Source organism: Pseudomonas sp. SB113 (assembly GCF_040754745.1).
Lineage (GTDB): Bacteria > Pseudomonadota > Gammaproteobacteria > Pseudomonadales > Pseudomonadaceae > Aquipseudomonas > Aquipseudomonas grimontii.
On record NZ_JBFMHW010000001.1, the window covers coordinates 359,179 to 381,066 of the forward strand.

Below are 21,888 nucleotides of genomic sequence, written 5' to 3' on the forward strand. Positions count from 1 at the left end.
TTGTACCTGATGCTCAGGCCAGACGTCATCTTTGCTGACCAGAACAAAAATGCCCCACTCATTCGAGTGGGGCATTTTTTGTGCAGGAGTGCGGTATCAGCCTGCCCGGCGCAGCAGCCAGAACCCGGCCAGGGCGCAGATGGCCGTCGGCACCAGCACCGCAAACAGCGGCGAGAACCCGAACACCAGGCTCGACGGGCCGAGCAGGTCCTGGGCGATGCGGAAGGTGAAACCGACCAGCACCCCGGTAAACACCCGCTGGCCGAGGGTCACGGAGCGCAACGGACCGAAGATGAACGAGATCGCCATCAGCACCAGCGCGGCGGTCACCACCGGCTGCAACACCTTGACCCAAAATGCCAGCCAGTAACGACCGTTATTCAAGCCTTGGTCCTTCAGGTAGTGAATATAGCCCCACAACCCGGAGATCGGCAGGCTTTCGGGGATCATCACCACCGTATTGAGCAGTTCCGGCTTGAGGGCGATGTCCCACTCTTCACTGGGCACATTGATCACTTCGGTGCTGGCCTTTGTGCCTTGGCCGACATTACGGAAGTGAGTGGTGGTGATGTCGGTCAATTGCCATTTTTCGTCGCTGTACTGCGCGCGTTTGGCGAAGCTCGACGACAGCATGTGGCGTTCCTTATCGAACGTGTAGCGCGTCACACCGATCAACAGTCCGCCCGGTTGCACGGCGTTGATGTGGATGAACTCATCACCCTGACGGTGCCACAGGCCATGCTTGGCGCTTTGTGCATCGCCCGAGCCCTGGGCCAGGGCGCGATTGGCCTGGGCGGTGCTTTCGGCCGGCGGCGCTACGTATTCACCGATCAGCACGCTGCACAGCATCAGCAGCAACATCGGCTTCATGACCGCCCAGACAATACGACCAATGGACACCCCGGCGGCGCGCATGATGGTCAGTTCGCTGTTGCTGGCCAGGCTGCCCAGGCCGATCAGGCAACCGATCAGCGCAGCCATCGGCATCATGTCGTAGAGACGACGCGGCGCGGTGAGCGCCACGTAGCTCAGCACGTCCCACACGGTATAGGTGTCGCTGACGTTGCCGACTTCATCGATGAAAGCGAACAACGAGGCCAGGCCCAGGATGATGCCCAGTACCGCCAGGATGGCGATCAGGACGCTGCTACCAATGTAGCGATCGAGCTTAGCCACGAGCCAACTCCTTCTGGCCACGACGGCTCATCATTTTCAAACGAATAGGCTCCCAATAAAGCAGCCCCAGGCCGATCAGCAGGAACATCCCGTGCACCCACCACAGGCCCAGGGTCGGCGACAACTTGCCTTTTTCCAGGGAGCCACGGGCGGAAATCAGGATAGTGAGGTAAGCCATGTACAGCAGGATCGCCGGCAACAGCTTGAGGAAACGGCCCTGGCGCGGGTTGACGCGCGACAGCGGCACGGCCATCAGGGTCACGATAAACACCAGCAGCGGCAGGGAAATCCGCCATTGCAGCTCGGCGATGGAGCGCAGTTCCTTGCTACCGAGCAGGTCCGTCGTGGGGATGGCGTCGCGGTCGGTGACTTCGTCGCTGATGTCCGGGCGGGCCAGCATCACGCCGTAAGTGTCGTACTTGATCGCGCGATAGTCAGCCATGCCTGGACTGCCATCGTATCGATAGCCATTTTCCAGAATCAGGTAGCGGCTGCCATCAGGACGCACTTCCTGGCGACCCGAATCCGCCACCAGCACGGAAATGCCACGGTCTTTCTTGTCTTGGCCAAAACGCTTCTCGGAGATGAACACACCGCCCAGGTTGGCGCGGTCGTCGGTCAGGGTTTCCGTGTAAGTCACCCGCGAGCCATCATTAAGCGCCTGGAAACGGCCCGGCTCGAGGGTGTCGAACTCGGTCATCGCGTCCTGTTTGTTCAGCACCAGCTGGAATTGCATGGCACCCTGCGGCGCCAGGCTCAGGCTCAACCAGGCCACGATCAGCGCGACACCGGCGGCAGGGATCATGGTCATGCCCAGCAGGCGCTGCTGGCTCATGCCGGTGGCCGAGAGCACGGTCATTTCACTTTCAAGGTACAAGCGGCCGTATGCCAGCAGGATCCCAAGGAACAGGCCCAACGGCAGGATCAGTTGCAAAAAACCCGGCAGGCGAAAGCCCATGATCAGGAACAGCGAGCCTGGGTCCAGGGCGCCGGACGCAGCCTGGGCCAGGTATTTGACGAAACGACCACTCATGATGATGACCAGCAGGACCGCACTCACGGCACTCAGGGTCAACAGGACTTCGCGGGACAGATAACGGAAGACGATCAAACCAGACACTCCAGGGTTGTCAGGCTAAGGCGGCCAAACAAGCAAGCATACCGAGTCAGCCCGTTTACACCGGGCCGGCTAAAAAGATGGCGCATTATCCTGTGATTGACCGCGCCTGTCACTGCGCAACCTCACGTGCACCTACAAAGCATGCGCCAAGGGTTGTCAGGCTCCGTCGGCGAGGTTCAAACTGCGGCCTTTGTCGCTGGCGGTTTACACAGCTGCCAAGCTTTAAAGCCTGCGTACAAACGCAGGCTCTCAGACCTTTATAAGGGACCCGAAAATGGAATTGGTTGTAAAAAGCGTTAGCCCCGAAACGTTGAAAACCGCCACCCTCGTGGTCGCCATCGGCGAAGGCCGCAAGCTCGGCGTTGCCGCCAAGCAACTCGACGAACTCAGCGGCGGCGCAATCAGTGCGGTCCTCAAGCGCGGCGACCTGGCCGGCAAAGTGGGCCAGAGCCTGCTGCTGCAAAACCTGCCCAACCTCAAGGCCGACCGCGTATTGCTGGTGGGCGTGGGCAAGGACGCTGAACTGGGCGACCGCCCGTTCCGCAAGATCATCAGCGCCATCCTCAACACCCTCAAGGGCCTGGGCGGCAGTGATGCAGCACTGGCACTCGATGAAATCGTGGTCAAAGGCCGTGACAGCTACGGCAAGTCCCGCCTGCTGGCCGAAACCCTGGTGGACGGCGGCTACCTCTTTGACCAGTTCAAGAGCCAGAAAGCCGAACCCCGCGCCCTGAAGAAAATCACCCTGCTGACCATCAAGGCCGCCCAGGCTGAAGTCGAGCGCGCCGTGACCCACGCCCAGGCCATCGCCAATGGCATGTCGTTCACCCGCGACTTGGGCAACCTGCCGCCGAACATCTGCCACCCAACCTACCTGGGCGAGCAAGCCAAGGCGCTGGGCAAAGAGTTCAAGGGCCTGAAAGTCGAAGTGCTGGATGAGAAGAAGATCAAGGAACTGGGCATGGGCTCGTTCTATGCCGTGGGCCAGGGCAGCGACCAGCCGCCACGCCTGATCGTGATGCAATACAACGGCGGCAAGAAGTCCGAGAAGCCCTACGCCCTCGTCGGTAAAGGCATCACCTTCGACACCGGCGGCATCAGCCTCAAGCCCGGCCTGGGCATGGACGAGATGAAGTACGACATGGGCGGCGCCGCCAGCGTGTTCGGTACCCTGCGTGCCGTGCTGGAGCTGAAGCTGCCGATCAACCTGGTGTGCATCCTGGCCTGCGCCGAGAACATGCCGAGCGGCGGCGCAGCCCGTCCGGGCGACATCGTCACCACCCTCAGCGGCCAGACCGTGGAAATCCTCAACACCGACGCCGAAGGCCGCCTGGTGCTGTGCGATGCCCTGACCTACGCCGAGCGCTTCAAGCCGCAAGCCGTAATCGACATCGCCACCCTGACCGGCGCCTGCATCGTTGCCCTGGGCTCCCACACCTCGGGCCTGCTGGGCAACAACGACGAACTGATCGAGCAACTGCTCAGCGCCGGCAAGGCCGCCGATGACCGCGCCTGGCAACTGCCGCTGTTCGATGAGTACCAGGAACAGCTGGACAGCCCGTTCGCCGACATCGCCAACATTGGTGGCCCGAAGGCCGGCACCATCACCGCCGCGTGCTTCCTGTCGCGCTTTGCCAAGAACTTCAACTGGGCGCACCTGGACATCGCCGGCACTGCCTGGACCAGCGGCGGCAAGGACAAGGGCGCCACTGGCCGTCCGGTGCCACTGCTCACCCAATACCTGCTGGACCGCGCCAAAGCCTGAAACTGAAAACGCCTGGGTGGTACTGATCACCCCGGTCGTAGCAGCTGCCGAGTGCAAGCGAGGCTGCGTTGGCGGAGTTCTTGACACACCGCAACGCAGCCTCGCTTGCGCTCGGCAGCTGCTACGGGATTTTTACTGTGGTGAATAACCAATGACCCAAGTCGACTTCTATATAGTGCCCAGCGCCGATCCCCTCGCGCGCCTGGACTTTGCCTGCAAACTCACCGAAAAAGCCTGGCGCATGGGCCACCGCATCTACCTGCATTGCAGCGATGCCACCCAACGCGACGAGCTCGACGCCCGCCTGTGGCGCTTCAAGGGCGAAAGCTTCGTGCCCCACGGCCCCGCAGAATCCGAACCCGAAGGCCAGGTTGTCCTGGGCTTGGGCGACAGTTGCGGCAATCACCATGACCTGCTGGTCAACCTCGACCTGAAAGTACCGCCTTTTGCCAAGGCCTTCGCCCGCGTGGCGGAAGTGGTGGTGGAAGATCCGGCTATTCGTCAGGCCGCGCGGGAGAGTTTCCGTTTCTACCGCGAACAGGGCTATCCTTTGCAAGATCACCGGCTACAACGACTTTGAGTACATGATGGACACTCCCAACTCTACAAAAAAAGATGACCACCTGCTGGACGACCTCGAGTCGATCCGTCAGTTGCTGGGTGATGATGGCTTGCAACCGCCGCTGCTGACCGAACAGGCCGATGGCGAGGTACAGATTCCGCTGTTGTTCGACATGGTCGGCAGCAAGCAGGCTGCATCGGAGCCAGTCGTCGAAGCCCCCGTTGCCGTGGACGCTGCGCCTGCGCCCGCCGAAAAGGGGCCCGACGCCCTGCTGCTGCACCTGGACAACGAACTGCGTGCCGCCGCGCAATTGATCATGCAAGACGTGATCGACGACTTTGCCCCGCATATCGAAACCGAAATCAAGCGCCGGATGGATGCGCGGATGGAGCGGTTGCTCAGCCAGTACCAGTCCTGAATCGTAATTAGATCCCCTGTGGAAGGGGACTTGCCCCCGATGGCGGTGTATCAGTCAGCCCATATATAGCTAACACATTGCCATCGGGGGCAAGCCCCTCCCACATTTGATTGCCTGCACCTTAACTCGCCCTGCGCCCTATCCCCCGTTATACTCGCCGGCTTTCCTGAATAAATGCCAACTAGGGTCCCGCCGCGCATGGATAAGACCTACCAGCCGCACGCTATTGAAACTTCCTGGTACAACACCTGGGAGTCCGAGAACTATTTCGCTCCGCAAGGCGCGGGCGAGTCCTACACCATCATGATTCCGCCACCGAACGTCACTGGCAGCCTGCACATGGGCCATGGCTTCAACAATGCGATCATGGATGCGCTGATTCGCTTCCGCCGCATGCAGGGCCGCAACACCCTGTGGCAACCGGGTACCGACCACGCCGGTATCGCCACCCAGATGCTGGTGGAGCGCCAACTCGAAGCCACCGGCCAGAACCGTCACGACCTGGGTCGCGAGAAATTCCTGGAAAAAGTCTGGGAATGGAAAGACCAGTCCGGCGGCAACATCAGCCGTCAGATCCGTCGCCTCGGTTCGTCCGTCGATTGGAGCCGCGAGCGCTTCACCATGGACGACGGCCTGTCGGAATCGGTGAAAGAAGCCTTCGTGCGCCTGCATGAAGACGGCCTGATCTACCGCGGCAAGCGCCTGGTCAACTGGGACACCAAGTTGCACACGGCGATTTCCGACCTTGAAGTGGAAAACCACGACGAGAAAGGTTTCCTGTGGAACCTCAAGTACCCGCTGGCCGACGGCGCCAAGACCGCTGAAGGCAACGACTACCTGATCGTCGCCACTACCCGTCCGGAAACCATGCTTGGCGACGCCGCCGTCGCGGTTAACCCGAATGACGAGCGCTACCAGGCACTGATCGGCAAGTTCGTCGAGCTGCCACTGGTTGGCCGCCGCATCCCCATCATCGCGGACGACTACTGCGACCCTGAATTCGGCACCGGCTGCGTGAAAATCACCCCGGCCCACGATTTCAACGACTACGAAGTCGGCAAGCGCCACAACCTGCCGCTGCTGAACATCTTCGACAAGAACGCCGCCGTATTGCCGGCCTGCCAGGTGTTCAACCTCGACGGCACACTGAACGACAGCATCGACGGCAAGATCCCGGCCGAATACGCCGGCCTCGACCGTTTCGAAGCACGCAAGCAGATCGTTGCTGCCTTCGACGCCGCCGGCCTGCTGGTCAGCGTTGACGACCACGGCCTGAAAGTACCGAAGGGCGACCGTTCCGGCACCATCATCGAACCGTGGCTGACCGACCAATGGTACGTGTCGACCAAACCCCTGGCCGAGCCTGCGATTGATGCCGTGGAAGACGGCCGCATCCAGTTCGTACCCAAGCAGTACGAAAACATGTACTTCTCGTGGATGCGCGACATCCAGGATTGGTGCATCAGCCGTCAGCTGTGGTGGGGCCACCGCATTCCGGCCTGGTACGACGAGTCGGGCAAGGTCTATGTCGGCCGCGACGAAGCCGAAGTACGCGCCAAGAACAATCTGGGTCCGGACGTCGCGCTGCAACAGGACAACGACGTACTCGACACCTGGTTCAGCTCGGGCCTGTGGACGTTCTCCACCCTGGGTTGGCCGCAGCAGACCGAATTCCTGAAGAAATTCCACTCCACCGACGTGCTGGTGACCGGCTTCGACATCATTTTCTTCTGGGTTGCCCGGATGATCATGCTCACCATGCATTTGGTGAAGAACGAGGATGGCACGCCGCAGGTACCGTTCAAGACCGTGTACGTGCACGGCCTGGTGCGTGATGGCCAAGGCCAGAAGATGTCCAAGTCCAAGGGCAACGTCCTGGACCCGTTGGACATCATCGACGGCATCGACCTGGAAACCCTGGTGCAGAAACGCACCTCGGGCCTGATGCAGCCGAAACTGGCGAAGAAGATCGAGAAGCAGACCCGCGACGAGTTCGCCGACGGCATTGCCAGCTACGGCACCGACGCCCTGCGCTTTACGTTCTGCTCGCTGGCATCCACCGGTCGCGACATCAAGTTCGACATGGGCCGCGTCGAAGGCTATCGCAACTTCTGCAACAAGATCTGGAACGCCGCGCGTTACGTGCTGGACAAAGGCGAAGACTGCGGCCAGAACGGCGAAGCGGTCGAACTGAGCCTGGCCGATCGCTGGATCATCTCGCAGCTGCAACGCACCGAAGCCGAAGTGACCCGCCAACTCGACCAGTTCCGTTTCGACCTGGCCGCACAAGCCTTGTACGAGTTCATCTGGAACCAGTATTGCGACTGGTACCTGGAACTGTCCAAGCCCGTGCTGTGGGACGAAAACGCGCCGATCGAACGCCAGCGCGGTACCCGTCGCACCCTGGTGCGCGTGCTGGAAGTGGCGCTGCGCCTGGCGCATCCGTTCATGCCATTCATCACCGAAGAAATCTGGCAGCGCCTGGCGCCGCTGGCCGGTATCGAAGGCAAGACCATCATGCTGCAACCTTGGCCGGTGGCCAACGAAGCACGCATCGATGAGGCGGCCGAAAGCGACATCGAATGGCTCAAGACCCTGATGCTCGGCACGCGCAACATCCGCGCCGAAATGAACATCGGCCCGGGCAAGCCACTGGCGGTATTCGTGAAGAACGCCAGCGCCGAAGACCAGCGTCGTCTCACCGAGAACGATGCGCTGCTCAAGAAGCTGGCGAAGCTGGAATCGATCACTGTATTGGCCGATGGCGCCGAAGCACCACTGTCGGCGACCGCACTGGTCGGCGACATGGAAGTGCTGGTGCCGATGGCCGGCCTGATCGACAAGGGCGCGGAACTGGCCCGTCTCGACAAGGAAATCCTGCGCCTGCAAGGCGAAGTGCAGCGGGTGGGCGGCAAGCTGTCCAACGCGGCATTCGTCGACAAGGCACCGGCTGAGGTGATCGACAAAGAACGCGCCAAGCTGGCCGAGGCCGAACAGGCCCTGGGCAAGCTGGCGGAGCAACATGCGCGGATTTCCAGCCTGTAAGGCTTGATTCGCGTGGAGAAAGAGACCTTCGGGTCTCTTTTTTTGCCTGGCGTTTCCCAATCCCTTGCTGGCAATACAGTCAATGCGGGAGGGGGCTTGCCCCCGATGGCGATCTGTCAGCCAGGCTAGTATTGACTGATCCACCCCTATCGGGAGCAAGCCCCCTCCCACATTTGACCGAGTTATCCTCGGGAATGTGTGACAATGCCCACCACTTTGAGCCAACACCAGAATCATCATGACCGCCCCCACTACGCCCAAACCTCCACGCAAGAAGCCTAAAACCGCAGCCACGGCCAAACCCGTCGCGCCGCGCAAAGAGGCCACCCTGCACCCGCGCAACCGCCACCAGGGCCGTTACGACTTCCCGGCGCTGATCAAGACTACGCCGGAACTGGCGCAATTCGTAATCATCAACCCCTACGGCAAGGAAAGCATCGACTTCGCCAGCCCGGACGCAGTGCGAGTGTTCAACCGGGCGTTGCTCAAGGCCTTCTATGGCATCCAGCATTGGGACATTCCGGCGGATTACCTGTGCCCGCCGGTGCCAGGGCGTGCCGACTATGTGCACTTCCTCGCCGACCTGCTGGCCAGTACCAACGACGGCAAGATTCCCCGGGGCTCAATCGTCAAGGTGCTGGATATCGGCATGGGCGCCAACTGCGTCTACCCGCTGATTGGCTATATGGAGTACCGCTGGAATTTCCTCGGCTCGGAGGTCGACCCTACCGCCGTAGCCGCCGCCAAGGCCATCGTGCAGTCCAACGACCTGAGCAAGGTCATCCAGCTGCGCCAGCAAACCAATCCCAAGCACATCCTGCTGGGCCTGCTGGAGCCGGGCGAGCGTTTTGACCTGACCATGTGCAACCCGCCGTTCCACGCGTCCATGGACGAAGCCACCAAGGGCAGCGAGCGCAAGTGGCGCGCCCTGGGCAGGGCCGATCCCAAGCGCAAATTGCCGGTGCTGAACTTCGGCGGCCAATCAGCCGAGTTGTGGTGTGAAGGCGGTGAAGCGCGCTTCGTGACACAGTTGATCGCCGAGAGCGCGCACTTTGCCCACAAGGTGTTGTGGTTCAGCACCCTGGTGTCAAAAGCGTCAAACTTGCCCGCGATCGAGACCGCCCTGAAAAAAGCCGGCGTGCTGGAAAGCCAGGTGGTGGAAATGTCCCAGGGCCAGAAGCAGAGCCGTTTCGTGGCCTGGACCTTCCAGACCAAGAACGAACAGCAGATCTGGCGCCAGCGCTGGGTGCGATAGAGACAAATCGCAGGCAACAAAAAACCGTGCCCGGATCACTCCGGAGCACGGTTTTTTTTGCTGCGTCTTACTTGTTAACAGAGTCGCTCAGGCCTTTGGCCACAACCAGCTTGATAACTTTCTTGGCAGCGATTTCGATGGCAGCGCCATTCGAAGGGTTACGGCCAGTACGGGCAGGACGCTCGGTCACTTTCAGTTTGCCAACGCCTGGCAGAGTGATTTCGCCGCCGTTTTCCAGCTGGTCAGCAACAACTTGGCTCAGTTGGTCCAGCAGAGCGCGCACGGTGGTTTTCGGTGCGTCTACTGCTTCAGCCAGGTCAGCGATCAGTTGGTCTTTAGTAATAGCCATTGTGGTGTTCCTTCCCTATCAAATTCATATGGATTGCAGAGTGCAGTGTCAGCCGTCGAGCCCGACCGTCATGGCCTGGCACCCCCGGCTATAACCACGGAGATCGGGGTTATAGATGCTTGAAACGGGGATTGGTTCGACCTGACAGATGCTGAATGCACGCTTAACGCCGAGACATGGCGCAAGACGGGGCAAAACTAGCACAGAGACGGGGAAATATCCGCCTCAACATACCCATTTGGTCAGCTTTATCGCTCTAAACAGTGAAAAAAAAGCATATGGCCCGTAGGAGAGCATCCAAAATGGCCTTCAACGCGTGTCTTGACCAATGGGTGCGGTACACTGGGCAACTTTTCGGGGAGGCCAACCGCTCCCCTTCAACCAGCCGAGAAGCCCATGCCGATCCGTCATTGCATCGTCCACCTGATCGACAAGAAACCCGACGGCACACCCGCAGTTCTCCACGCCCGCGACTCCGAGCTTGCCGAGTCGGCCGCCATCGAGAACATGCTTGCCGACCTCAACGAGAGCTACAACGCCAAACAAGGCAAGGCCTGGGGTTTCTTCCATGCCGAGTCCGGCGCGCACCCGTTCAGCGGCTGGTTGAAGGAATACTTCGAGGGTGGCCAGGATTTCACCACGTTCAGCCGCACCGCCGTCGAACACCTGCAAAAACTGATGGAAGAGTCCAACCTCTCCACCGGCGGGCACGTGCTGTTTGCCCACTACCAGCAAGGCATGACCGACTACCTGGCCATCGCCCTGCTGCACCACAGTGAAGGCGTGGCGGTGACCGACGAGCTGGACGTGACCCCGTCGCGCCACCTCGACCTGGGCCAACTGCACCTGGCAGCGCGCATCAACGTATCCGAGTGGCAGAACAACAAGCAGTCCAAGCAGTACATCTCCTTTATCAAAGGCAAGAACGGCAAGAAGGTCTCGGAGTACTTCCGCGACTTTATCGGCTGCCAGGAAGGCGTCGACGGCCCAGGCGAGACGCGCACCCTGCTCAAGGCCTTCAGCGACTTCGTCGAAAGCGAAGACCTGCCGGACGAATCCGCCCGCGAAAAAACCAAGACCCTGGTCGATTACGCCAGCAGCCAGGCCAAGCTCGGCGAACCCATGGGCCTTGAAGAATTGTCGGGGTTGATCGATGAAGATCGGCCTAAGGCGTTCTATGACCATATCCGCAACAAGGACTACGGCCTGTCGCCGGAAATCCCGGCCGATAAACGCACCCTCAACCAGTTCCGCCGCTTCACCGGCCGCGCCGAGGGCTTGTCCATCAGCTTTGAAGCACACCTGCTGGGCGACAAGATCGAGTACGACGAAGCCGCCGGTACCCTGATCATCAAGGGCCTGCCAACCCAACTGACCGACCAGCTCAAGCGCCGTAACTGATGCTCGGCGGGGTACTCAAGAAAGTCCTGCTGGTGTTGCTGGTGGTGGTGGTTATCCAGAACTGGGGCAAGATCGAGCGGCTGTTCAACCCGTCCCAGGTGGTCTCGGAGCAGACGCGAGCATCGGCGCGAGTGGCGCTGTATGCCACCGAATGGTGTGGCTACTGCAAGCAGATCCGCCGCTTCCTGGACCAGAAGGGTATTCCCTACCAGGCCTTCGACATCGAGAAGGACGCCCAGGCGCGCAAGGCGTATGAGGCGCTGGGCGGTGGTGGGATTCCGTTTGTGGACGTCAATGGGACGCTGATTCGCGACTACAACCCTGACGCGATCATGACAGCGCTGAAGTAATCAACGCACCACGATCACCCGCCCCAACAGGCTGTGCTGCTCGAACCCCAACACCGCCTGCAAGGCGTTGAGTACCGCCTGCGGGTCCTTGCTCGGGAAACTGCCGCTGACGCGCCTGGCGCCCATCTCTTCGTTGAGCAGCAGGATGCGACCAGGGTAGTAACGCCCCAAGTCGTTGACCACCTGCGCCAGCGGCGCCTTGTAGTAGTTGAGCCAGCCATCACGCCAGGCCAGGCGGGATTCGCTGTCGACCGCGTGCAGGGGATCGGCGATGCCATCGGCGTAGGCCACTTGCTGGCCTGCCGTGAGAATTTGCTGCTGGCCCTGTTTCGACGCGGTCACACCCACCCGCCCCGACAACACCGTCACCTCGGCCCCCGCCGGTTGCAGGCGCACTTCGAACTGCGTACCCAGCACCCGCGCTTCGCCGCTGCCCGCCTCGACCACAAAGGACTGGCCGGTGTGGGTGACGCTGAAAAAACCCGCACCGCGACGCAATTGGATATGCCGCTCACCGTGACTGAAGTCCACGGCAATTGCGCTGTCCGCATCCAGGGTGACCTGGGACTGGTCGGCCAGGGTGACGGTCTTCACCTCTCCCGGTGCGCTCACGTAATCGGCGCCGATGTCATCGATCCAACGCGAAGGCTGCCAACCGGCGCCCACGCACACCATCAACACCAGGCACGCCGCCATGGCCAAGGCGCCGGACCAGCGCACTACCCGCGAGCGCGTCGGGGTGTTCATCGCCTTGAGGTAACCCTGCAATGCCAGCGCGTCTTCATCCGCCAACTGGCGCGCCGGTACTTCGCTCAACTCCCAGAGCACCTGGGCCTGGGCGTACGCTTCGACGTGCGCAGGATCAGCCCTAAGCCAGCGGCTGAAGGTGGCCTGGTCGCCACTGGTGGGCTGGTCGTGCAACAGGCTCAGCCAGGCCAGTGCGGCTTGTTCCTGGTCGGGCGTGGGGGTGACGTTCACGGTGCTTTCCTTGGCGTGCGCGGTGGCGATGGTTCGCGAAGGCTGGCTTTGCAGGCTTCGAGGGCACGCATCATATGTTTTTCCACGGCACTTTGGGACAGGCCCATGGCCTTGGCGATTTGCGCGTACTTGCGCCCATGAATGCGGTTGAGCAGGAAGATCTGCCGGGTGCGCTCCGGCAAGCTGCGCAGGGCGGCTTCGACATGGCGCAGGTCGTTGCCCGCCTCGAGCGCCGCCTGGGGTTCGGAGCCCTGGTTATCCTGCTGTTCCGGCAGCCAGCCTTCATTGCTGCGCACCCGTGCGCCTTCGCTACGCAGGTGGTCGATGGCGATATTGCCGGCGCAACGCAACAGGTAGGTGCTGAGTTCTTCGACCTGCACCAATGGCCGACGCCAAAAACGCAGGAACAGGTCCTGCACCAGGTCGGCCGCCGTGGCGCGACAACCTACGCGTCGGCTCACCAACGCTTCCATCTGCGAACGCTGGGACAAGAACACTTGCAGGAAATGCGCACGCCCACCCGCCGCGTCAGCCGGCGGGCTGTCCTGGGAATCGGGTGGGGTGCTGATCATCATGGCAGGGGCTCAGAGGGTGGCGAAGGCCGCAACAGGGCTGGCCAGCAGGCCGACGCCCGCCAGGATCAAGGCCAGCCTTGGCCGATACGGCAACAACAGCACCAGCAACAGGGCGCTGAGCATCAACACCGCGCACCACTCCACCAGGCCCTGGCCCCAACCGGCGATAGCCACTGCGGGCCAGATCGCGACGGTCAGCAGCAGCCAACCGATGACGCGCAAAGCAAGCCGCCGCCGAGGCGATGGCTTGCTGTGCAGCAGTTCGCCGTGGTGGCGGTCGGTGGACAGGCATAAGGCAGTGAACCCGGCGTAACACATCAGCAGCGCGAGGAGCATTCAGTTCGCCTCCTGCTTGAGGTGGAGCGGCCTTGCCCGCTCGGTCTTGGGCTGCGGCGCCTTGCGGTGTTGCATCTTCCAGGCCGCCCAGGCGAGGAACACGCCGCTGGCCAGGCAGGTCAGGTCGAAGCCGGCCATGGCCCAGTCGCCCGCTGCCAGTGAAGCGCCCAAGTGCTGCGACGTGGTCAGGGCATTAAGCAACGGGATTGCGGCAAACAGCAGCGCTGCGAAGCTCAACTGCTCAACCCAGCCCTGGCGGCCTCGACGCAGGATCGCGTGCAACAGGCTCAGGCCCCAAGCGATAAAGAAGGTCTGCACTTCCCAGTCAGAACGTTCGGCGAAGCTCACCGGCAATAAACGGTTGGCCCAGAAGAACGCTGCAATGGCGATCAACAGCCCGGACATGCTGGCGATGTTCAGCACATCCACCAGCCGCAGTTCAAACGGCATCACCGCGGATTTTGCATGCTTGAGTTGACGCTTGCCGAGCCAGATCACCAGCCCCGTACCGATCATGGCCGTGCCCGCCAGGCCGCAGATAAAGTACAACCAGCGCAGCACCGGGCCGGCGAAATGGCCCATGTGCAGGCCGTAGAAACTGCCACCGATGACCGCCGGCAACGACTGCTCGCCGCTGACCCGCAGCAGCTCGCCGGTGGTGCCGTTGAACGCCACGGTGCTGCCGAAATCATGCACCACGCTGTCGGAACCGGCGCGGAACACATTCACCGATGCATTCACATCGCTCGGGTTATTCACCGCCAGCCGTCCGACATGTCCGCCGGCCCACTGTGCCCGCGCTTGCTCGTACATCGGCAGCAGTGGCAACAGTTTGCCCGGCTGCCCCAGCGCCGGCGCATTGTTGGTCGCCGGGAATACCTCGCTGAAGAAGGCGCGGCTGTCGTTGCCGTAAGAGGCCAGGATCGGCGCAGGCATCACCATGCTCATGAAAATCACCAGGCTGCTGTAGGTGATCATCAGGTGAAACGGCAGCACCAGCACCCCCACCGCGTTATGCCCGTCGAGCCAGGAGCGCTGGCCTTTGCGGGGGCGGAAGGTGAAGAAGTCCTTGAAGATTTTCTTGTGGGTGATGATGCCCGTGATCAGCGCCACGAACATCACCATCGCTGCGATGGTCGACAGCCAGCGGCCCCACGGGTACGGCATTTGCAGCTGGAAGTGGAAGCGATAGAAGAAATCTCCGCCCATGCTTTCACGGGCCTCTACGGCCTGCCCACTGACGGGGTCGAGGGTTTTCTGAATGAAATTGCCGCGTTTGCCGGGGTCGACTTTGTCTTGCCACATCACTGACAGGCCAGGGTCGCGACTGTCCGGCAAGGTGATGAACCAGCGTGCGGCCGTGGGCGCGACCTTCTGCAGGTAGTCCTGGGCGACGCTCAGACTGCGCGCATCATCCAGGGGATGGGCCAGCACCTCGGGCTGCATCCAGTGGCTGATTTCATCCTTGAAATAGGCCAGGGTGCCCGTCAGGAAAATCGCAAAAAGCAGCCAGCCAAAAATCAGCCCGGCCCAGGTGTGCAACCAGGCCATGGCCTGGCGAAAGCCCTCTTTCATGGGCGTGCCAACCACAAGCCCACGCCCGCCAGGGTGGCAAACGCCGCACTCGGCAGCATCACGCCACACCAGGCACGCCATGCCGTACGACAGGCAAAGCACCACAGCACCGCCAATAGATAGAACACAAACGAACTCATCATCCCGGTGATCACCGCATCGGCGCGGGAGGTCGGCATCCACAGCGCCAGGCAGATGCTGGCCAGGGACGCGATCAAGTAACCGCCGACCACAGCGGCGAGCACCCGCGATGTGACAGCGAGACGATAGGAGGCGGGCAGTGAGGTTTTGCTTTTCATGCGGGAGGCGCCAGGTTCATCAGTGCGCAATATTAATGATAAATATTCTCATAAGCAAAACAGAACGGATGAATCACCTGCCCTGCCGGATTGCCGAAGCGTGTCTCGCACCCTACAATGCGAACAATTCTTGTTCTCTAAAGCATGCCGAAGCTTGTGGAGTGTTCGCGTTGAGCCCGTCCAACACCGTCGAAGTTTTGTACAACGACCATCACCACTGGCTCACCGGCTGGTTGCGACGCAAGCTCGGCTGCCCGCAAAGCGCTGCGGACCTGGCACAGGACACCTTCATCCGGGTCCTGACCGCACGGGAAGCGCCGACGCTGATCGAGCCTCGCGCCTTCCTCACCACGGTGGCCAAGCGCGTGTTGTTCAACTTCTACCGCCGCCAGGACCTGGAACGCGCCTACCTCGACGCATTGGCGCAGATGCCTGAACAGGTAGCGCCATCCGAAGAAGAGCGCGCGATCATCCTGCAAACCCTGGTCGAGCTGGACCAGTTGCTCGACGGCTTGCCCACGCTGGTGAAACGCGCGTTCCTGCTGGCCCAACTCGACGGCCTGACGTATGCGCAGATCGGCGCCGAACTGGGCATCTCCATCGCCACCGTCAAACGCCACCTGAATAAAGCCGCCCTGCGCTGCTACTTCGCCCTATGAATGTCTCGACCCAGGTTGCCGAACAGGCCGTGCACTGGCTGATGGAAATGCAGCAAGGCACGCTCAACCCGCGCCAGCAAGCGGCCTGGCAGCAATGGCTGAATGCCCACAGCGAACACCAGCGCGCCTGGGACCATATCCAGCGCGTCAACCAACGCCTGCGCGGCATGCCCTCGCCCCTGGCCCATGCGGCGTTGAACGCGCCGAAGTCCAGCAGTCGGCGCCAGGCGCTGAAGTTGTTGCTGATCCTCGGCGCCGGTTCGGCCGCCGCCTGGAGCCTGCGCCAGCAACATATCTTGCCGCCGCTGACCGCCGACTATCGCAGCCCCGTGGGCCAACGGCGCAAGGTGCAACTGGCCGACGGCAGCCAGTTGCAGCTCAATACCGGCAGCGCCGTGGATGTGCATTTCGACGGCCGGCAACGGCTGATCCGCCTGCTCGAAGGCGAGATCCTGCTCACCGGCATTGCCGGCGACACGCCCTTGCAGGTGTTGACCGGCCAGGGCCTGCTCAGCAGCCAGGCGGCGCGCCTGAATGTGCGCCAATTCAACGACCACACCCAACTGGCGGTCTTCGACGGCCACGTCGACGTAATGCCCAACCGCTACAGCGGCCTGCCCTTGACGGTCGAAGCGGCGCGCCAGGTCAATTTCACCCGCAAAGGCTGGGACACCCCGCGCCCTGCCGACGCCAATAGCGGCGCCTGGGCCGACGGCATGCTGGTGGCCGCGCATATGCGCCTCGAGGACTTCCTCGCCGAACTGGGCCGCTATCGCCGTGGCCAACTCAATTGCGATCCGCAAGTCGCCAACCTGCTGCTGTCCGGCAGCTACCCGCTGGACGACAGCGAACGCATTCTCGACCTGCTGGAAGTCAGTCTGCCGGTCAAGGTGCGGCGTTTTACCCGCTATTGGGTGAACGTCCAGGCACGGGCGTAAATTATTTTCAGCCACCGTGAGCCGTTTTCCGCACCTCGCGTGACAGAGAAGGAAAGCCACCTTGATCCTTCCTTCTCAGGACCGCCCTTCATGCCCCAGCAACCCACCCTTCTCGCCCGCACCTTGCGTCATCTGCTACTGGGCGCCAGCCTCAGTTTCACCGTACTGCCTTGCGTGATGGCGGCCGATGCCAAGCCGTATCACATCGCGCCCAGCTCGCTGGAAGCAACCCTGAACCAGTTTGGCCGTGAGGCCGGCGTGTTGATTTCCTTCGGCTCCGAAGTCACGGCCGGTATGCAGAGTCGTGGGCTGTCCGGCAACTACAGCGCTGCCGAGGGCCTGCAGAAGTTGCTGGAAGGCACCGGCCTGCAAGCCCGCGCCGAAGGCGACAATGCCTACAGCCTGCAACCGGCAACAGCGCCGGCGGCTGTCGAGTTGGCGACCTCCAGCGTGGTCGGCGACTGGCTCGGCGATGCGGCGCAAACCAATGTATTCGAACACCCCGGCGCCCGTGATGTGATCCGCCGCGAAGCATTCGAACGCCAGGGCGCCACCCAGGCCAAGGACGTGCTCAACCGCATCCCCGGCGTCAACGCCCCGGACAATAACGGCACCGGCAGTCACGACATGGCGCTGAACTTCGGCATTCGCGGTCTCAACCCGCGCCTGGCATCACGCTCCACGGTGTTGATGGACGGCATCCCCGTACCCTTCGCGCCGTACGGCCAGCCGCAGCTGTCCTTCGCGCCGATCAGCATGAGCAACATGGACGCCGTGGACGTGGTACGTGGCGGCGGCGCGGTGCGCTACGGCCCGCAGAACGTCGGCGGCGTGGTCAACTTCGTGACCCGTGCGATCCCGGATGCACCCACCGTCAAAGGTGGCTTGCAGACCGAAACCAGCCCGTCTTCCAGCCATGACGGCTTCAAGACCACCGGCAACCTGCTGGCCGGCGGCACTGCCGAGAATGGCCTGGGCGGCGCGATTTTGTATTCCGGCACCCGTGGCGGAGACTGGCGCGAAAACAGCAACACGCGTATCGACGACCTGATCCTGAAAGGCAAATACCAGCTCGACGACGCCAACAGCTTCAACGCCATGGCGCAGTACTACGAAGGCCGGGCCGATATGCCTGGGGGTTTGAACGTTGCGGACTACAAGGCCGATCCGTATCAGTCCACCCGCCCCTACGACAAATTCTGGGGCCGTCGTACGATGTTCAACGTCGGCTATCGCTATGAGCAGGACCGCCGCGAATTCACCGTCAACAGTTTCTTCACCAAGACCCTGCGTAGCGGCTACCTGGACCAGGGCACCTTCCTGTCGCTGTCCCCGCGTGAATACTGGGTGCGCGGCGTGGAAACCCGTTTCGCCCAAGGCTTTGACCTCGGCCCGACCAGCCATGAAGTGGGCGTCGGCTACCGCTACATCAACGAAGCCGGCCACGAGTTGCGCTATCGCACGCCGATTTCAGCCAACAACCAACAAATCCCCACGACTGACAGCCGCAACGACCGCGACACGCGCGGCGGCACCGAAGCCAATGCCTTCTTCGTCGATGACCGGATTGATATCGGCAAGTGGACGATCACCCCAGGCATTCGCTACGAGATGATCGAGTCCCAGCAAAGCAACAACCTGACCAACGTCAAATACAAAGGCGACTACAACACCGCACTGCCGGCGTTGAACGTGCTCTATCACGTGACCGACGACTGGAACCTGTACGCCAACACCGAAGGTTCATTCGGCAGCGTGCAGTACAGCCAGATGCCCAACCGCGTCACCAGCGGTGAAGTCAAACCGGAAAAAGCCCGCACCTGGGAACTGGGTACCCGTTACGATGACGGCACCTTGCGCGCGGAAATCGGCGCGTTCCTGATCAACTTCGATAACCAGTATGAAAGCAACCAGACCAACGACTCGGTCATCGCCCGCGGTGAAACGCGCCACCAGGGTATCGAAACCAGCGTCAACTACGCCCTCGACGGCTTGAGCCCGGCGCTGGCCGGTTTCGATGTGTACGCCACCTACGCCTACGTCGACGCCACCATCCGCGAAGACGGTCCGAACAAAGGCAACCGCGTGCCCTTCTCGTCCAAGCACAAAGGCACCCTCGGCGTGGGTTACACCGAAGGGCGCTGGAAACTCAATGTGGACAGCAGCTACCAGAGCAGCCAGTTCGCCGATAACGCCAACACTCAGACGGAAAGTGCTGACGGCGCCAACGGACGCATCCCCGGCTACATGCTGTTCAGCAGCCGCGCGGCCTATGATTTCGGCCCGCAACTGTCGGATTTGAACGTGGCGGTCGGCGTGAAGAACATCTTCAACAAGCAGTACTTCACGCGCTCGTTCGACGATAACAACAAGGGCAAATACGTCGGTGAACCACGCACGGTGTATGTGCAGACGTCTATCGCGTTCTAACTGTCCAAGCAACACACCACCTGTGGCGAGCGGGCTTGCCCCGCGTTGGACTGCGTAGCAGGCCCGGCCTTTTCAAACGAAGAGCTGGGGTCGCTTCGCTACCCGACGCGGGGCAAGCCCGCTCGCCACAACAAACCCGTTTTGCTCGCCCTGACCTGCCGGTTCTAACTGCCCGCCAGGCAACTGGGGGTGGCCGCGACCAACGCATCGATTGCACAGCGCGTCTTGGCCGGCATATGGACGGCCGTGGGCCAGATCACATGAATGGGCGCAGGTTGCTCGCGATAGCCGGGCAACACTGCGACCAACTGCCCACGCAGCACATAGTGCGCAATCAACCAACTCGGTAACCAGGCCAGGCCGACGCCCGCGATGGCGGCATCGGCCACGGCCTGGAGGTCGTCCATCATTAACGGCGAGGCCACGCGATTGCGGTGTGGGGTGCTGCTGCGATAGGCGATGCCGCGATGGTCGGCAAGGTCTTCGATGCATTCAATCGGCCCGACGCGCTGCAAGTACGCCGGTGACGCCGCCAGTCCCACGGCCTGCTCGCCCAGACGACGAGCACTGAGGCGGTCGGTGTCGGGCAGCGGGCCGATCCGCACGGCGACGTCGAAGCCTTCCTGTGCCAGGTCCACCAGCCGATCGGCGAAGCTGATCTCGATCTCCAGTTCCGGATAACGCGCCATCAATCCCCACAATGCCGGAGCCGCGTAGTGGTGCCCGAAGGCCAGGGGCAAGCTGGCCCGCAAGCGGCCGCGTGGCTGCTGGCGGCCGCTCTCAAGTACGGACTCGGCCGCCTCCAGCTCCGCCAACGCACGCAGGCAATGCTCGTAATACGCCTGCCCGTCTTCGGTCAAGCGCTGCCGGCGGGTGGAGCGCTGCAACAGACAAGTGCCAAGCCGCGCCTCCAGTCGCGCCAGGCCCTTGCCCACCGCTGAGCGCGTGAGATTGAGCCGTTCGGCAGCCTCGGTCAGGTTGCCGCTTTCGACGATTTGCAGAAACAGCTCAACACCATCAAAACGTGGAGTGGCCATGCGGTAATTGTCGCCTTTGAGTCCCTTATTAGAAGAAAACTTATCACGAATAAAGAACCAGATTCCCCTGAAAATAACGCGACACGTCATCTTCAGGAGAACCCCATGCCACCCGCCGCCACGTTAACCGCCGCCAGCCGCCCACATACCGCCAGGAATGGGCTGGCCCTCACTGCCGTGTGCCTCGTCGCCCTGATGTTCGGCCTGGAGATTTCCAGCGTCCCGGTGATCCTGCCGACGCTCGAGCGAGAATTGGGCACGGGCTTTCAAGACGCCCAATGGATCATGAACGCCTACACCCTGGCCTGCACCAGCGTGCTGATGGCGGCGGGCACATTGGCGGATCGCTTTGGCCGTCGCCGCATGCTGGTGTTGTGCCTGTGGGTGTTTGGCCTGGCCTCGCTGGCCTGCGGGTTGGCTGAGGATGCCTCGCTGCTGATCACGGCGCGGTTTGTCCAGGGCATCGGCGCCGGGGCAATGATGATTTGCCAGTTCGCCATCCTCTCGCACCTGTTCCGCGAACCGGCAGCACGGGCACGGGCGTTTGCGATATGGGGCGTGATTGCCGGCGTGGGCCTCGGCTTCGGGCCGATGATCGGCGCATTGATCCTGGCGGTCGCGGATTGGCGTTGGGTGTTCCTCGTGCACGTGCCGCTCACCCTGTTCACCCTGGTGCTGCTGCGCATCAGCGTGCAGGAGTCCCGCGACCCGGCCGCCCATCGCCTGGACATCGCCGGCATGCTCACCTTGACCCTGGCGGTGTTTGCCCTGGTGTACTTCATCACCCAAGGCAGCGAGCGCGGCTTCGGCACACCGGCCATGCTCGGTTGGGCGGCCTTGTCGGGGCTCGGTTTGCTGCTGTTCATCACGGTCGAGCTGCGCAGTGCGCACCCGATGTTCGACTTCTCGGTGTTCCGCATCCAGCGTTTCAACGGCGCGTTGATGGGCTCGATCGGCATGAACTTCAGCTTCTGGCCGTTCATGATCTACCTGCCGTTGTACTTCCAGGCGGGCCTGGGTTACGACACCTTGACCACCGGCGCCGCGCTGCTCGCCTACACCCTGCCGACCTTGCTGGTACCACCGCTGGCCGAGCGCCTGGCCCTGCGCTATGGCGCCGAACGCATCATCCCCCTAGGCCTGGGCCTGATGGGCGCGGGCTTTCTGGCCATGGCTGCCGTCAACGGGGCCGGGCACCCGCGTATCGGGCTGGTACTGCTCAGTTGCGTGATCGCCGGCGTGGGCCTGGCGCTGACCAACTCGCCCACTACCAACACCACCACTGGCTCGGTGTCGGCCGACCGCGCGGGCATGGCGTCAGGCATCGACCTCAGTGCGCGGCTGATCACCCTGGCGCTCAACATTGCGCTGATGGGGCTGGTGCTGTTGCTGGGTATCAGCCATCACCTGGCCCAAGTACTGCCCGCAACCACGGCAATCGATTGGCCGGCTATCAGCCAAAACATTGCCGCAGGAAAGTTGGAATCGATGGGGCTGGCCTTCAACGATGCCCAGGCAGCCCTGCGCCATGGCGCCGGATGGGCGATGCTGTTTGCCGGGTTGGGTGCTGGTGGGTTGGCGATGCTGAGCCGGTATTTTTTCCGACGCGGCCGCTAAACG

Annotated in this window: 20 protein-coding genes; 11 read left to right on the forward strand and 9 right to left on the reverse strand. The window is 62.1% G+C overall.

Annotated elements, in window-relative coordinates; translation table 11 throughout:
• Positions 1-96: 96 nt before the first annotated feature.
• Together lptG and lptF are read right to left on the reverse strand one after the other, a co-directional pair.
• On the reverse strand, positions 97-1,176 hold the full coding sequence (gene lptG / locus AB1462_RS01655; protein ID WP_090409017.1) for an LPS export ABC transporter permease LptG: 1,080 nt from the start codon (positions 1,174-1,176) through the stop codon (positions 97-99).
• Entirely contained in the window at positions 1,169-2,287 is a 1,119-nt protein-coding gene (gene lptF, locus AB1462_RS01660) for an LPS export ABC transporter permease LptF (RefSeq protein WP_090409020.1), read from the reverse strand. Before lptF ends, lptG begins: the two co-directional genes overlap by 8 nt.
• Before the next feature lie 283 nt (positions 2,288-2,570).
• On the opposite strand from lptF, the gene AB1462_RS01665 reads away from it, so the two are divergent.
• From AB1462_RS01665 to rlmF, 5 genes are all read left to right on the forward strand, one after another.
• Positions 2,571-4,061, forward strand: a complete 1,491-nt coding sequence (locus AB1462_RS01665; RefSeq protein WP_090409025.1) for a leucyl aminopeptidase — start codon at positions 2,571-2,573, stop codon at positions 4,059-4,061.
• Between the two features lie 151 nt (positions 4,062-4,212).
• Positions 4,213-4,641, forward strand: coding sequence for a DNA polymerase III subunit chi (locus tag AB1462_RS01670; protein ID WP_090409028.1), 429 nt, complete (start codon positions 4,213-4,215; stop codon positions 4,639-4,641).
• Positions 4,642-4,645: 4 nt separating this feature from the next.
• A complete protein-coding gene (locus AB1462_RS01675; protein WP_090409031.1) occupies positions 4,646-5,041 on the forward strand; it encodes a DNA polymerase III subunit chi in 396 nt (131 codons plus the stop codon).
• Positions 5,042-5,239: 198 nt separating this feature from the next.
• Complete coding sequence (locus tag AB1462_RS01680) at positions 5,240-8,086, forward strand: valine--tRNA ligase (RefSeq protein WP_367246048.1); 2,847 nt, start codon at positions 5,240-5,242, stop codon at positions 8,084-8,086.
• A 238-nt stretch (positions 8,087-8,324) separates the two neighbouring features.
• Positions 8,325-9,341 carry a 23S rRNA (adenine(1618)-N(6))-methyltransferase RlmF gene (gene rlmF, locus AB1462_RS01685; RefSeq protein WP_090409037.1) on the forward strand — a complete coding sequence of 339 codons (1,017 nt, stop codon included), beginning with the start codon at positions 8,325-8,327 and terminating at the stop codon, positions 9,339-9,341.
• Between the two features lie 67 nt (positions 9,342-9,408).
• Here rlmF and AB1462_RS01690 read toward each other — a convergent pair whose 3' ends face one another.
• The gene (locus AB1462_RS01690; protein WP_090409040.1) at positions 9,409-9,690 is read right to left on the reverse strand and encodes an HU family DNA-binding protein; all 282 of its coding nucleotides are present in this window, start codon (positions 9,688-9,690) and stop codon (positions 9,409-9,411) included.
• Between the two features lie 396 nt (positions 9,691-10,086).
• Between AB1462_RS01690 and yejK the strand changes: the two genes are divergently transcribed.
• Together yejK and AB1462_RS01700 are read left to right on the forward strand one after the other, a co-directional pair.
• Positions 10,087-11,091 (forward strand): nucleoid-associated protein YejK, encoded by a 1,005-nt coding sequence (gene yejK, locus AB1462_RS01695; protein ID WP_012722392.1) that lies wholly within the window; start codon positions 10,087-10,089, stop codon positions 11,089-11,091.
• On the forward strand, positions 11,091-11,441 hold the full coding sequence (locus tag AB1462_RS01700) for a glutaredoxin family protein (protein ID WP_367246049.1): 351 nt from the start codon (positions 11,091-11,093) through the stop codon (positions 11,439-11,441). Before yejK ends, AB1462_RS01700 begins: the two co-directional genes overlap by 1 nt.
• On the opposite strand, the gene AB1462_RS01705 is transcribed toward AB1462_RS01700, so the two are convergent.
• From AB1462_RS01705 to AB1462_RS01725, 5 genes are read right to left on the reverse strand one after another with little or no spacing between them, the layout of a single operon-like run.
• Positions 11,442-12,419 carry a FecR family protein gene (locus AB1462_RS01705; RefSeq protein ID WP_090409046.1) on the reverse strand — a complete coding sequence of 326 codons (978 nt, stop codon included), beginning with the start codon at positions 12,417-12,419 and terminating at the stop codon, positions 11,442-11,444.
• The gene (locus AB1462_RS01710) at positions 12,416-12,994 is read right to left on the reverse strand and encodes an RNA polymerase sigma factor (RefSeq protein ID WP_090409049.1); all 579 of its coding nucleotides are present in this window, start codon (positions 12,992-12,994) and stop codon (positions 12,416-12,418) included. The genes AB1462_RS01705 and AB1462_RS01710 overlap by 4 nt, the downstream gene beginning before the upstream one ends.
• 9 nt (positions 12,995-13,003) lie before the next feature.
• Complete coding sequence (locus tag AB1462_RS01715; protein WP_367246051.1) at positions 13,004-13,330, reverse strand: DUF3325 domain-containing protein; 327 nt, start codon at positions 13,328-13,330, stop codon at positions 13,004-13,006.
• Positions 13,331-14,905, reverse strand: coding sequence for a PepSY-associated TM helix domain-containing protein (locus AB1462_RS01720; protein ID WP_367246052.1), 1,575 nt, complete (start codon positions 14,903-14,905; stop codon positions 13,331-13,333).
• On the reverse strand, positions 14,902-15,204 hold the full coding sequence (locus AB1462_RS01725; RefSeq protein ID WP_090409059.1) for a DUF3649 domain-containing protein: 303 nt from the start codon (positions 15,202-15,204) through the stop codon (positions 14,902-14,904). Before AB1462_RS01725 ends, AB1462_RS01720 begins: the two co-directional genes overlap by 4 nt.
• Before the next feature lie 170 nt (positions 15,205-15,374).
• Between AB1462_RS01725 and AB1462_RS01730 the strand changes: the two genes are divergently transcribed.
• The 3 genes from AB1462_RS01730 (at position 15,375) to fecA (ending at position 19,231) form a co-directional block, all read left to right on the forward strand.
• On the forward strand, positions 15,375-15,863 hold the full coding sequence (locus AB1462_RS01730) for a sigma-70 family RNA polymerase sigma factor (RefSeq protein ID WP_090409062.1): 489 nt from the start codon (positions 15,375-15,377) through the stop codon (positions 15,861-15,863).
• Positions 15,860-16,801, forward strand: coding sequence for a FecR domain-containing protein (locus AB1462_RS01735; protein WP_315335565.1), 942 nt, complete (start codon positions 15,860-15,862; stop codon positions 16,799-16,801). The genes AB1462_RS01730 and AB1462_RS01735 overlap by 4 nt, the downstream gene beginning before the upstream one ends.
• 90 nt (positions 16,802-16,891) lie before the next feature.
• Positions 16,892-19,231 carry a TonB-dependent Fe(3+) dicitrate receptor FecA gene (gene fecA / locus AB1462_RS01740; protein ID WP_367246053.1) on the forward strand — a complete coding sequence of 780 codons (2,340 nt, stop codon included), beginning with the start codon at positions 16,892-16,894 and terminating at the stop codon, positions 19,229-19,231.
• 164 nt (positions 19,232-19,395) lie between these two features.
• Here fecA and AB1462_RS01745 read toward each other — a convergent pair whose 3' ends face one another.
• Positions 19,396-20,268, reverse strand: coding sequence for a LysR family transcriptional regulator (locus tag AB1462_RS01745; RefSeq protein ID WP_090409071.1), 873 nt, complete (start codon positions 20,266-20,268; stop codon positions 19,396-19,398).
• Positions 20,269-20,373: 105 nt separating this feature from the next.
• Between AB1462_RS01745 and AB1462_RS01750 the strand changes: the two genes are divergently transcribed.
• Complete coding sequence (locus AB1462_RS01750) at positions 20,374-21,885, forward strand: MFS transporter (protein ID WP_367246055.1); 1,512 nt, start codon at positions 20,374-20,376, stop codon at positions 21,883-21,885.
• Positions 21,886-21,888: the final 3 nt, after the last annotated feature.

Bases quoted from the DNA above. Each gene is read 5' to 3' on its own strand.
- AB1462_RS01690 (WP_090409040.1), bottom strand. From the start codon at position 9,690: ATGGCTATTACTAAAGACCAACTGATCGCTGACCTGGCTGAAGCAGTA.
- AB1462_RS01725 (WP_090409059.1), bottom strand. From the start codon at position 15,204: ATGAAAAGCAAAACCTCACTGCCCGCCTCCTATCGTCTCGCTGTCACA.
- AB1462_RS01735 (WP_315335565.1), top strand. From the start codon at position 15,860: ATGAATGTCTCGACCCAGGTTGCCGAACAGGCCGTGCACTGGCTGATG.
- AB1462_RS01715 (WP_367246051.1), bottom strand. From the start codon at position 13,330: ATGCTCCTCGCGCTGCTGATGTGTTACGCCGGGTTCACTGCCTTATGC.
- AB1462_RS01745 (WP_090409071.1), bottom strand. From the start codon at position 20,268: ATGGCCACTCCACGTTTTGATGGTGTTGAGCTGTTTCTGCAAATCGTC.
- AB1462_RS01710 (WP_090409049.1), bottom strand. From the start codon at position 12,994: ATGATGATCAGCACCCCACCCGATTCCCAGGACAGCCCGCCGGCTGAC.
- fecA (WP_367246053.1), top strand. From the start codon at position 16,892: ATGCCCCAGCAACCCACCCTTCTCGCCCGCACCTTGCGTCATCTGCTA.
- rlmF (WP_090409037.1), top strand. From the start codon at position 8,325: ATGACCGCCCCCACTACGCCCAAACCTCCACGCAAGAAGCCTAAAACC.
- AB1462_RS01680 (WP_367246048.1), top strand. From the start codon at position 5,240: ATGGATAAGACCTACCAGCCGCACGCTATTGAAACTTCCTGGTACAAC.
- yejK (WP_012722392.1), top strand. From the start codon at position 10,087: ATGCCGATCCGTCATTGCATCGTCCACCTGATCGACAAGAAACCCGAC.
- AB1462_RS01750 (WP_367246055.1), top strand. From the start codon at position 20,374: ATGCCACCCGCCGCCACGTTAACCGCCGCCAGCCGCCCACATACCGCC.
- AB1462_RS01700 (WP_367246049.1), top strand. From the start codon at position 11,091: ATGCTCGGCGGGGTACTCAAGAAAGTCCTGCTGGTGTTGCTGGTGGTG.
- AB1462_RS01720 (WP_367246052.1), bottom strand. From the start codon at position 14,905: ATGAAAGAGGGCTTTCGCCAGGCCATGGCCTGGTTGCACACCTGGGCC.
- AB1462_RS01675 (WP_090409031.1), top strand. From the start codon at position 4,646: ATGATGGACACTCCCAACTCTACAAAAAAAGATGACCACCTGCTGGAC.
- AB1462_RS01670 (WP_090409028.1), top strand. From the start codon at position 4,213: ATGACCCAAGTCGACTTCTATATAGTGCCCAGCGCCGATCCCCTCGCG.
- AB1462_RS01665 (WP_090409025.1), top strand. From the start codon at position 2,571: ATGGAATTGGTTGTAAAAAGCGTTAGCCCCGAAACGTTGAAAACCGCC.